This is a genomic window from Legionella bozemanae, from assembly GCF_900450575.1.
GTDB lineage: Bacteria > Pseudomonadota > Gammaproteobacteria > Legionellales > Legionellaceae > Legionella > Legionella bozemanae.
This window is the reverse complement of the sequence record NZ_UGGY01000001.1, coordinates 2,499,825-2,511,025: the sequence shown is the minus strand read 5'-3', so window position 1 is coordinate 2,511,025 and position 11,201 is coordinate 2,499,825. Positions and strand designations below refer to the sequence as shown.

Here is an 11,201-nt window from a genome sequence, read left to right as displayed (position 1 = left end):
TATAGTTACAATTAATCGCGCTAAATACTGGTAATTTTCTATGAATTTAGGCAGAATTATGTTGCATTTTAAAATGTAATATTTTTCTTTAGCAAAAAATTAGAAAGATATGCACAATAGAAAGACTACAAGGGGATTCTTTATGAAGATGAAATTGGTCACTGCGGCCGTCATGGGGCTGGCAATGTCTACTGTAATTGCTGCTACTGATGCTACATCGCTTGTTACGGATAAAGATAAATTATCTTATAGTATTGGTGCTGATTTAGGGAAAAACTTCAAAAATCAAGGTATTGATATTAATCCGGACGCATTAGCTAAAGGAATGCAAGACGGAATGTCTGGTGCCCAATTGATTTTGACTGAACAACAAATGAAAGATGTTCTGAATAAATTCCAAAAAGAGTTGATGGCAAAACGCAGCGCTGAGTTTAATAAAAAAGCTGAAGAAAACAAATCTAAAGGCGAAGCCTTTTTATCAACTAACAAATCAAAATCTGGCGTAGTTGTATTGCCAAGCGGCTTGCAATATAAAGTTATTGAAGCAGGCACAGGAAATAAACCCGGCAAATCGGACACAGTAACTGTTGAATACACTGGTACTTTAATTGATGGTACTGTATTTGATAGCACTGAAAAAACAGGTAAGCCAGCTACATTCCAAGTATCACAAGTAATTCCTGGTTGGACTGAAGCATTACAATTAATGCCTGCCGGTTCTACTTGGGAAATTTATGTACCTTCAGATTTAGCTTATGGTCCACGTAGTGTAGGTGGTCCTATAGGTCCAAATGAAACTTTGATTTTCAAAATTCATTTGATCTCTGTGAAAAAATCTGCCTAATCATAAGGAGGGATTTTCTCTCCTTATCGTATCCCGCTCTTGAAAACAAGAGTGGGATTTCTTTTAGAGAACAAGTTATCCTGCCTTAGAGAGCTCCGCAAGATGAACAAGCGTCTATTTATTGTTTTCATTTTAGGTTTTTCCTCTGGCTTACCAATGGCGCTAATCAGCAGTACCCTGCAAGCATGGTTTGCATACAGCGGGATGTCAGTTATCGCTACTGGAACATTAAGTTTAATTAGTTTGCCTTATGCTTATCGTATTTTCTGGGGGCCTGTTCTGGATCGTTATTCCTTATTTAGCATGGGGAAAAGGCGAAGTTGGATTTTAAGCATGCAATGTTTATTGCTTCTCGGATTTAACTTAATGGCTTGGTTTACTCCGGCACAATATCCTAAATTAATGGCTTTTCTTGCTTTGATTTTAGCTTGTTTTTCTGCTACCCAAGATATAGCAATCGATGCTCATAGAGCAGAATATTTGCCAACTAATGAACATGCTTTAGGAGCTTCTTTAGCAGTATTAGGCTACCGGATTGCTTTACTATTATCCGGTGGTTTGGCTTTGGTTCTGGCTCAGAAATTAGGCTGGGATTTTACTTATCGTTTTATGGGCCTCCTGATGATTGCTGGTATGTTTGCGGTGTTCTTTAGTCAAGAGCCTAGTGTTGAAATCAAAGAAAAGAATAATTTTGTTTTATCTTTTGTAGCTCCTATAAAGGAATTGATATTTCGTCCAGGAGTTATTCCTCTTTTACTCTTTATATTTTGTTACAAGTTAGGAGAAGCATTTACAACGACTACCAGCGGAATTGTCATGCCTTTTTTAATTCAGGGGCTTGGTTTTTCTTTAGAGACTATTGGTTACATCAATAAAATGTTAGGGGTTGGGTCCATCTTGCTTGGGGGGGTGTGTGCAGGATTTTTATTGATGCGGTTTTCTTTATATCGCTCATTGCTTTTTTTTGGCTTACTGCAAGCATTAACTAATGTTTTATTTGTTGCTTTGGCCATAGCAGGAAAGAACGTTACCTTATTGGCAATGGCCGTCTTTTTTGACAACTTTGCAGCAGGCATGGGGTCTACAGCATTGGTCGCCTTATTCATGCGTTTAGTTAATAAACAATACACAGGAACTCAATTTTCGATGCTTGTGGCTTTATCGACAATACCTCGTATTATTTCTGGGCCTGTCGCGGCAAGCATTCAAATGGCTATAGGCTGGGTTGGTTTGTACCAACTCTCTGTTATATTTGCTTTAGCGTTTATCCCTTTTTTAATCGTGATCAAAGAGCAAACTAAAGAAAATCAACAAGATTTAGATGAAGTAGAGAAAGAGGGAGAATTGAATCCTGTGCAGTAATCAAGCAAAAAGCTGCGATTTTATGCGTTCCAATAGTCACATGCTTCTCCATTTCTGTGTCCTAAAATCGAACATTTAGACGCAAGATAGCGAATTGTAAACAGCCCCTACTACTTTTCTACATATATTTTTTATTTAATTTGATGACAATACCACTGACGCCAACCAAGAGTAATCCAATTAAAATTAAGGTAATTGGCCAGCCTATAGTGTGAGGGAAATGCTGACTTGAAAAATATAAAATGAAGCCCAGTGTCGCTAAGCTTGCAGTTATGAGTAAGACTCGGCTGCTTTCTATAATGGCCATATAAATTAAGCCACAAGCTAATCCCAAATAAAGTATTTCATAAGGTTTATTTTTAACGATGTCGAAGGCTACTAAAAGTAGTGCCAGTGATGAGATAAAAAAAAGTAATCCTGCGATACTTTGATATTTTGAGTGATTTATAAATGAACTGACAGCTAATAAGGATGCACTGAGAATAAACCATTTTAAGCGCTCTGGCACACCGAGTAATTCGAATGCTGCCAGGAAAAAAGAATAAAGAAAAATCAGGGTAATAAAAGCCAATACAGTAAGCCTGGTGCTTATAAATGCAATGCCATGCTGCAGAAAAAGAATGAAGCTTACCACGAGTACTCCCCAGGTAGGCATTAAGATGGAAGTGTATTGCGATAAGAGAGTAAGTAATCCGCTGGCTTCAAGAACCGCAGCAACAAGAAATAAAGGAGCTGTGATTTTATATTGCTTCTCTTGATAATAAAGACCCAATAGGAAAATTAAAAAGCCAAAGCTCAAATTTAAAATAATACGGCTATTATCTTCTGTATAAGCAAAAAGGATCCATCCAAATACAATTGTCGTGATTGTAAGAATGAGAGGCTTATTCAATAAAATGGCGAAACGCAGATGCGTGAAATAGATAATAGCTATGATTAATATCCACCATATTGGCAACATTAAATCGTATTCCTGCAATAAAATGACAAGACCTGTGGGTTCAAGGAATAGGGCAATCAAGAATAAAGGTGTCGAAGCTTTTTGGTAATTAGGGTATTTTAGACATACAAATGCCAAAATAAATGAGCAAAAGCCAAAACCTAGTGTCAAAGTAACACGCTCGTAGACATTAAAGTCTTGCCATTTCATGGCAATCAAGGCACTAATACCTGCAAAGATAAGTATCCCACCTATATAGCTATACAGTTTATTTAACCAATTTGTATCATTTACAGAGCTTATAGCCTGAGAGGGATTTAATGCCGATGCTATTTCTCTAATGTCGATTTGGTAGCGTTTGGCTAGCTCAACAATTTTTTCTAACGCATCTTCTTTATTCATGGTTTAACCCAACCAATAAATTGGACATTATTCGAAGTAAAATAGCGTGTGTTTAAATTGTATAATTTGACGCAAGTAGAGTTCTTTTTGAGGCATATCGTATTATTTCGATAGTTACTGCCTAGAAAAAGATCTGATAGTAAGCCTGCGTTTAAATTATCATTATTGGTGTATAGGACATAACCATCAGGAGACTCCAGTGAGGTATCCAGTTTAAATTGTTTGGTTGATTGCACCACTTCTTCTTTAAAAGTTGTAGTGTTGTTAAGGTTTGGAAAATCTATAGGAATTTCTTGTACCTTTTGCTTTTTTGCGTCAAAAAAATAGAGCTTTTTAACTCCCCAATAATTGTTTTGAACTTTTGAATATTGAGCTACTAACCGATTATTTTTAACAATAAAGTTAACTTGCACAGGAAAAGGTGAAGTAGAAGAGTCCAAGATAGAAAATAAAAGACTATAACGTGGAGGATCTGTTTTAAAAAAAGGAATGTTTGAAATAACGAAAACAAGCATGAGCAGTATTGGCAATGACAGTCCAGCCACCAAAGTCAAATGACTTTTTATCCACTTAGTCGACATCTTAATTCCTTAAGTTGCGTAAAGCGCATATTGTGCTTCCTTATAGTATAGGCTGATTTTTAGTTTAATATTGGCAAGATTAATCGTAAAAAGGAGGTTGTACTCGACGGACGACCGCTTTTTTGGCTCTACCCCAAATAAGGGGGCACTTTAATCAAGTTAGTCTAGACTAACTAATTGATTTCGCGATCAAATTGGAGATTAAAGTGCCCAAGCATAATCTTATCTTAAATTTACCTGGTTTTACCATAGAAAAAGTGAGTGGTTATCAACCACTTATATTGGACATTTCTTATCATCGGTTACCTCGTTGTGCGCATTGCCATAGTAAAATGGTTCGTAAGAAGTCCTCATATATACGCACGGTAGCTCATGAGTTAATTGGTAATCGTCGCACTTTATTGCGTTTTAAAGCGTATAAACTCTATTGCAATATGTGCAAACGATACGGTAATCAACAATTCCCGGGTATTAATAAACATCAGCGTTCGACATGGCGTTTACAAGCCGCTGTGTTTCATGATTATACTCGTGGTATTTCTCAAAAAGACCTTGCCCAGCAATTTAATAAAGGAAAAGCCACCATTGAGCGTTGGTATCATCGCCATTATCAGGAGCAAGCAAGAGAACTCATGAATACACCATGCCCAGTGGTGCTTGGTATTGATGAACATTTCTTTAGCCGAAAACAGGGATTTGCAACAACGCTCTGTGACCTCAAAAAGCATAAAATTTTTGATATTGTTAAAGGGCGAAGTGAAACAGACCTTTCCAGTTACCTGGCTTCCTTGGTCGGAAAAGAACGAGTCAAAGTAGTCTGTATGGATTTAAGTAGTACGTACCGCTCCATTGTTAAAAAACATTTTCCTAATGCAAAAATAGTAGCAGATCGATTTCATGTCATTCGCTTGCTTCAACATCAATGTATGATGACTTACCGCGAGCTATCGAGCGAAGTAAAAAGTAATCGGGGTATATTAGCTTTACTGCGTACACGACCTGATAGATTGACTCCTCAAAGAAGGATTAAGCGTGATGCATTTCTTGAAGACAATCCAGCTATAAACGCTATATATCAGTTCCAGCAACAAGTTCATTCTTTACTCCTACACAAGTCCATGAATAAAGATTGGTGTAAAAAAATGATTCCGCAGTTTTTAAATATGCTTGATGACCTGAAAAGTAGTCCATTTAAGGCTTTGGCAGCTCTCGGAAAAACATTCTGCCAATGGAAAGAAGAGATAGTACGTATGTGGCGTTTTAGGAAGTCTAATGGCATTACAGAAGGGTTTCATAGAAAGATGAAGTTGATACAAAGAAGAGCTTATGGCTTTCGTAACTTTGAAAATTATAGAACCCGTGTTAGGGTGCTGTGTTGTTAACTGGTGAGTGCCCCCGTAATTGGGAAAGACCCAACGATTTGAGAAGAAGAGATGGTACGTACTGTTTAGAACCATTAAGAACCGTTAAAAATGGTCTCAATGGTACCTAGGGTGGGACTCGAACCCACACGGTGTCACCACCACCGGATTTTGAATCCGGCGCGTCTACCAATTCCGCCACCCAGGCATTTAAGCGGCCATTATAACAAAGAAATAAATTCTCACAATGGGTTTTAGTATATTATTATTTAAAAAATAGTTTATTACTTAAGAGGGGTTTATGAGGAAATATCATTTTGTTATTTTTAGTTTTTTTCTTGCACAATTTACGGCAATGGGCCATGCAACAAATTGTCCTGATCCCCAAACTACTTCTTTAAAATGGGGCGTTCCACCAGATCCATGGGTGGTGAATCCTTATTCGCCTAATCGCCCGCAAGGGGATAAAAATACCAGTTTTGTGCGGGCAAATATTTTGGTTGCTGGTTATGGGCAAGGAGTGGTGTGCACTTACAAGAACTCAGCAGGTGAATATTCAATTTGGTGGCAAGTTCCTACTAAAATTCCCTCACGTCTTGATTACCATTGGATTGATACATTAGGTGGCTTTGTTTGCACTCAAGGATTGGAGCAGTGCCAATTTTATACCGCATGAAACTTTTGAAATTTATGGCATGAATAAATATGGTCTATATTAATTAATGTCATTGATGAAAATGGAGTTTCAAATGAAAAATATTCATTCAGTTTCAAGATGGATAGGCCAGCTTATTGCCATTCTTTTTTTATTGAGTAGCCCATTAATTGGAGCAAATGCAGCGTGTTGTTCAAAGCATGGGGGCGTTGCTTCTTGTAACACAACTACGGGTTATCAAATGTGTAAGGATGGCACTGCTTCTCCTACATGTACTTGTAAAAAATCAACGGGCACAACTTCCAGTACCAAAGGGTGTTGCGCAAAGCATGGTGGGGTAGCACAATGTGATAAATCTACTGGTCATCTAAAGTGTAAAGATGGTACGCAATCACCTGACTGTGCTTGTCATTAAGCTATTTATAGCCTGGATGATCCAGGCCATTTTTATTATGAAATTAGGTCATCAAATGCGATCTTCGGTGATATCTATCATCATTTGCAAAGATTTTTTAGCATTATCGATAACCCATTGTTGATCTTTTGCTGGTAGCCTGTTTCTACTTCCAGTGAATTCATTAACTACGTCGCCTGCTTTAACTTCATTATAAGACATTGTTTTTCCCTGCCTTAATAAATCAACAAGCGCGACTAGATGAGGAGGATCGTTACGCGACATCGTAGCGCATCCACAGCCTATTCCTTTTTCATTTTCTTTTTTGGGTGCTTCAGCCAAATTGACTACTTCTATATTTAAACCGTTACAATATTGCTTTAGATTTTCTACCATATGATTTTCCGTACCAATCGCATAACGTTTAGTTTTAGCACGATCATGGACTACATAATCCCAGATGAATGCTGTGGAACCTGAATGTTGTGCTATTTTAATGACTGAGTTACGGCATTCTGGATGAACGATAGTAGTGTATCCTTGATTATTCCAATAATCACACATTTCAGGTTGATAATGTGTATGTACGGCGCATTGGCTTGCAAATAATATTAATTGGGCTTCATCAAGCTGCTTCAGGGTTTTCGAATCTTGAGCTGCAAGTGAATATTGTGCTCCTGCCGTTCCACCAGGCCAATAAGCAAGATTTTTTATTCCTAACCAATAAGCTACGTTTTCTCCCATATGTTGATCGGGAATAAAAAGGATCTTTTTATTTTGTTTTAGCGCCCATTGAAATATTTTTTTTACGTTAGAACTCGTACAAACAGCCCCCCCTTGGGCACCAGTTAATGCTTTGACTCGACCGGACGTATTCATATAGCAAACTGGCAAAATATTCTCAGCACCATAACGTTCGTTCAAATCAAGAAAAGCAGGTTCAACCATGAAGTCCTTGGCAAGCATCTCCATGGTACAACCCGATTTAGGATTAGTAATATAAACCTGTTGGTTTGCATTCGCTAAAATACTAATAGATTCCGCCATAAAATGCACGGCAGATTCAATAATAATGGATTTTTCAGGATGTTCAGCTGCCATCAAGGCCAATTGGTAGGAATCACCGATAAGTCCTCCAAATTGTTCCACTAAACGGACAATATCGCCACCCATGTAATAATGAGCCAAAAGCAATAATCGCTCACCAAAATGATCTTGAGCTTTTTTAAGATAAGGAGTCATCCAGCCTAAAACTGTTGTAAGCTTACGATCAGGTAAGGCCTGGTACTCTTGAGCATAGGGAATGAATTCTTCTTGATACCAGTCGATCGGATAGTCACTTTGGCAAATACTCATATCATTTCTGATATGCATTAAGGTAGTTTCAGGTTTATAAAGAGTGGAGTTTTTAAACATCAATTTTGCCTCAAATCATTTTAATGTATTACTTTGGTTATACCAGTACTTGTAGTCTGGGTGCAGCGTAGCGGAACTCGGGTTTTCTGGATATAAATAAGCTCCTCAATCCTGGGTTCTGCTACGCTGCACCCAGGCTACATTTATTATTTATTCTGGCGAAGTATCCATCAATCCAAGTTTGGCAATGCTTTCTTGTGCCTCGGCTTTCTTATTTGGGTAATCTTCACGAAAGTGACCGCCACGTGATTCTCGTCTTGCCAGAGCCGCCCTTACAATAAGTTCGGCATTAAGAATAATGTTTCTTAATTCAATAAAATCTCGGGTGATACTATGCTTCCAATAATATTCTTCAATTATTTTTTTACGTTTCATTATTAATTGTAGTAGATCTTCAAGCCCTGCTTCAGTTCGTACTATGCCTGCATAAGATGTCATTTCTCCTCTTAAGCCACGCCATTGAGCATTAATTTGACTGGCGCGGCGGGTATTAACTTCGCTAGGTGCACTCCAGTTAGGAATATGTTCAGTGTATTTCCACGGAGCAGAAACATCTTTTAAAGTACATCGAGCTGCATTGGAACCCATGACTAAAGCTTCAAGCAATGAATTACTTGCCAAGCGATTGGCACCATGTAAACCGGTAAAAGCAACTTCTCCTATGGCATAGAGCCGTTTTAAATCCGTACGTCCATCAATATCCGTAAGTACGCCCCCACATTGATAATGTGCTGCTGGTACCACAGGGATCATATCTTGGCTCATATCAATGCCAATGGATAATAAAGTCGTATAAATCTGCGGGAAACGTTTTTTCAGGAATTCTTTGGATTGATGGGTAATATCTAAATAAACATATCCCATTTGGCTATGTTCAATTTCACTAAAAATAGCACGTGCAACCACATCACGTGTTGCTAACTCCATTTGCTCAGGGGCATAGTGTTTCATAAATCGTTCGCCTGTTTCGGCATTTTTGAGGAAAGCTCCTTCGCCACGCACAGCTTCTGAGATGAGAAAATTATTTAAAGAATGATGATGCAGCAGAGTCGGGTGGAATTGATAGAACTCCATATTGCCAACTCGTGCTCCAGCACGATAAGCCATGGCTACCCCGTCGCCGGTGGCAACCATAGGATTTGTTGTATATCGATACGTTTTACCTGCGCCTCCAGTAGCTAATACCACGCAGTTTGCTAAAAAAGTATGAATTCGATTTGCAGTACAATCCAAAATATAAGCGCCTAAAACCTCTCCTTGAATATCGGTACGATGAGGGTGGTAATGAGTAATTAGGTTAACCGCTACATGATGCTCAAAAAAATGAATTTGATGCTGCTGTTGCGCGAGTTGATTCATTGTTTGGGTAATCGATAAGCCAGTTTGATCACCACAATTAAAAATACGTCGATGGGAATGTCCTCCTTCTTGAGCCAAGTGAAAATTTCCTTTGCTATCTTGCTTAAAGTGAACATTATATTGATTCAGCTGTTTTATCATCTCTGGGCCTTGTCGAATAATAAATTCGACGGCTGGCGAATAACACAGTCCATCTCCAGCAATCAGGGTATCCGAAATATGCGATTCCAGAGAATCTTCTGCTGAAAAAACAGCCGCGATTCCGCCTTGGGCATAACGGCTATTGCATTCAATAGCTTCTGCCTTGCTGATTAACGCGATTTTTAACCGAGGCTGCAGCTGAATCAACTGCAAGCAATATTGCAATCCCGCCAGTCCTGTGCCCATAACAAGGACATCAAACTCAAAGGTCTGTCCTTGTTGCGAGAGTGTCTCACTCATAAAAAGGCCTTTACTAACTGGGTTGCCAAGCCTGTATAGTTTTCTGGCGTGAGTTTAATTAATTGTTCTTTAGCTTCCTCAGGTATTGAGAGCCCCTTAATGAATTGTTTGAGGCTTTGCTCATCAATTCCTTGCCCACGGGTTAAAGTTTTTAATTGTTCATAGGCATTGGGCACATTATAACGACGCATCACGGTTTGTACCGCTTCAGCTAATACTTCCCAATTTGATTTTAAGTCTTCTTGTAAAGGACGCTTATTGATCTGTAATTTATCATTACCTTTGGCCAGGGACAGATAGGCAATAAGGCTGTAAGAAAATGCCATACCTATATTACGCAATACGGTAGAATCAGATAAATCGCGCTGCAATCGTGATTGAGTCAGTTTATTTGCAAAATGAATGAAGAGGGCATTTGCCATTCCTAAATTTCCCTCGGCATTTTCAAAATCAATGGGGTTTACTTTATGGGGCATAGTGGATGAACCCACTTCTTCTGCTACAGTTTTTTGTTTGAAGTAACCCAGAGAAATATAGCTCCAAATATCTTGAGTATAATCGAGCAGGATATTGTTAATGCGTACCATAATTTGTGATACTTCCGCTAACCCATCATGCGGCTCGATTTGTGTGGTATAGGCATTAAAAGATAAACCCAGGGATGTAACAAAATTAGCACAGTGCTTGCGCCAATCAACTTCGGGATAAGCTACAACGTGAGCGTTATAATTACCAACGGCACCATTGAATTTACCAGGGATCAATACTTCACATAATTGCTGTTGTGGCCTTTTAAGACGGGCAACAAAATTGACTAACTCTTTCCCCATAGTTGTAGGTGTTGCTGGTTGGCCATGTGTTCTGGATAACATAGGTACATCTGCATGCTGTTTTCCAAGTAGCGTAATGCCTCCCATAATTTCAGCAAGCGTGGGTTGAATGACCTGGGCAATTGCCTGTTTGACCATTAAAGCATAAGCTAAGTTATTGATATCTTCTGAGGTACACGCGAAATGAATAAAAGCAGTAATTGCTTGCAAACTGGCATTATGCTGGAACTTATCTTTTAAGTAATATTCTATTGCTTTAACATCGTGATTTGTTTGTCTCTCAAATTCTTTAATTTTGATGGCTTCCTCTTCATCAAAATTGGCAAGCAGATCATCAAGAAAGTCCTTAGCTTTCTGATCTAATTGAGGGACTTCAGAAATTGCATTATTGGCAGCTAAAGATTCGAGCCAACGAATTTCTACAGTCAGGCGATAATAAATTAAAGCGAACTCGCTAAAATAAGGACTCAAAGCCCTTGTTTTATTAATATAACGCCCGTCGATTGGAGAGATCGCATTTAAAGCAGTAAGAGTCATAACAGTAGCTAGCCTTAATAATAAAGCACATATAATATTAGATGCGCGTTCAGATGTGAATAAAGTGAGGAATTTTATC

At 38.5% G+C, this 11,201-nt stretch carries 10 protein-coding genes and 1 tRNA gene; 5 read left to right on the top strand and 6 right to left on the bottom strand.

Annotated features, from left to right (window positions below):
• The first annotated feature begins 142 nt into the window (after positions 1-142).
• Together DY223_RS10990 and DY223_RS10985 are read left to right on the top strand one after the other, a co-directional pair.
• Positions 143-844: a BamJ family beta-barrel-assembly machinery protein gene (locus DY223_RS10990; RefSeq protein WP_058459403.1), complete on the top strand. Its 702-nt coding sequence runs from the start codon at positions 143-145 to the stop codon at positions 842-844.
• A 102-nt stretch (positions 845-946) separates the two neighbouring features.
• Positions 947-2,206 (top strand): AmpG family muropeptide MFS transporter, encoded by a 1,260-nt coding sequence (locus DY223_RS10985; protein ID WP_058459402.1) that lies wholly within the window; start codon positions 947-949, stop codon positions 2,204-2,206.
• Between the two features lie 118 nt (positions 2,207-2,324).
• Here the strand turns inward: DY223_RS10985 and DY223_RS10980 are convergent, their stop codons facing one another.
• Both DY223_RS10980 and DY223_RS10975 read right to left on the bottom strand, forming a co-directional pair.
• Positions 2,325-3,548 carry a hypothetical protein gene (locus DY223_RS10980; RefSeq protein ID WP_058459401.1) on the bottom strand — a complete coding sequence of 408 codons (1,224 nt, stop codon included), beginning with the start codon at positions 3,546-3,548 and terminating at the stop codon, positions 2,325-2,327.
• A complete protein-coding gene (locus DY223_RS10975) occupies positions 3,545-4,129 on the bottom strand; it encodes a hypothetical protein (protein WP_058459400.1) in 585 nt (194 codons plus the stop codon). The genes DY223_RS10980 and DY223_RS10975 overlap by 4 nt, the downstream gene beginning before the upstream one ends.
• A 206-nt stretch (positions 4,130-4,335) precedes the next feature.
• On the opposite strand from DY223_RS10975, the gene DY223_RS10970 reads away from it, so the two are divergent.
• Entirely contained in the window at positions 4,336-5,511 is a 1,176-nt protein-coding gene (locus tag DY223_RS10970; protein WP_115684314.1) for an ISL3 family transposase, read from the top strand.
• Between the two features lie 100 nt (positions 5,512-5,611).
• Here the strand turns inward: DY223_RS10970 and DY223_RS10965 are convergent.
• Positions 5,612-5,698, bottom strand: a tRNA-Leu gene (locus DY223_RS10965).
• A 147-nt stretch (positions 5,699-5,845) separates the two neighbouring features.
• Here DY223_RS10965 and DY223_RS10960 point away from each other — a divergent pair.
• Entirely contained in the window at positions 5,846-6,166 is a 321-nt protein-coding gene (locus tag DY223_RS10960; RefSeq protein WP_374930664.1) for a DUF3757 domain-containing protein, read from the top strand.
• A gap of 73 nt (positions 6,167-6,239) precedes the next feature.
• Positions 6,240-6,560: a hypothetical protein gene (locus DY223_RS10955; RefSeq protein WP_058459655.1), complete on the top strand. Its 321-nt coding sequence runs from the start codon at positions 6,240-6,242 to the stop codon at positions 6,558-6,560.
• A 51-nt stretch (positions 6,561-6,611) separates the two neighbouring features.
• Here the strand turns inward: DY223_RS10955 and nadA are convergent, their stop codons facing one another.
• From nadA to purB, 3 genes are all read right to left on the bottom strand, one after another.
• Positions 6,612-7,955, bottom strand: a complete 1,344-nt coding sequence (gene nadA / locus DY223_RS10950) for a quinolinate synthase NadA (protein WP_058459656.1) — start codon at positions 7,953-7,955, stop codon at positions 6,612-6,614.
• A gap of 150 nt (positions 7,956-8,105) precedes the next feature.
• A complete protein-coding gene (gene nadB / locus DY223_RS10945; protein WP_058459657.1) occupies positions 8,106-9,755 on the bottom strand; it encodes an L-aspartate oxidase in 1,650 nt (549 codons plus the stop codon).
• Positions 9,752-11,122, bottom strand: coding sequence for an adenylosuccinate lyase (gene purB / locus DY223_RS10940; RefSeq protein WP_058459658.1), 1,371 nt, complete (start codon positions 11,120-11,122; stop codon positions 9,752-9,754). The genes nadB and purB overlap by 4 nt, the downstream gene beginning before the upstream one ends.
• Between the last annotated feature and the right edge of the window lie 79 nt (positions 11,123-11,201).

Excerpts from the sequence above, each read along its gene's own strand:
- DY223_RS10985 (WP_058459402.1), top strand. The coding sequence starts at position 947 with ATGAACAAGCGTCTATTTATTGTTTTCATTTTAGGTTTTTCCTCTGGC.
- DY223_RS10975 (WP_058459400.1), bottom strand. The coding sequence starts at position 4,129 with ATGTCGACTAAGTGGATAAAAAGTCATTTGACTTTGGTGGCTGGACTG.
- purB (WP_058459658.1), bottom strand. The coding sequence starts at position 11,122 with ATGACTCTTACTGCTTTAAATGCGATCTCTCCAATCGACGGGCGTTAT.
- nadB (WP_058459657.1), bottom strand. The coding sequence starts at position 9,755 with ATGAGTGAGACACTCTCGCAACAAGGACAGACCTTTGAGTTTGATGTC.
- DY223_RS10980 (WP_058459401.1), bottom strand. The coding sequence starts at position 3,548 with ATGAATAAAGAAGATGCGTTAGAAAAAATTGTTGAGCTAGCCAAACGC.
- nadA (WP_058459656.1), bottom strand. The coding sequence starts at position 7,955 with ATGTTTAAAAACTCCACTCTTTATAAACCTGAAACTACCTTAATGCAT.
- DY223_RS10990 (WP_058459403.1), top strand. The coding sequence starts at position 143 with ATGAAGATGAAATTGGTCACTGCGGCCGTCATGGGGCTGGCAATGTCT.
- DY223_RS10955 (WP_058459655.1), top strand. The coding sequence starts at position 6,240 with ATGAAAAATATTCATTCAGTTTCAAGATGGATAGGCCAGCTTATTGCC.
- DY223_RS10960 (WP_374930664.1), top strand. The coding sequence starts at position 5,846 with ATGGGCCATGCAACAAATTGTCCTGATCCCCAAACTACTTCTTTAAAA.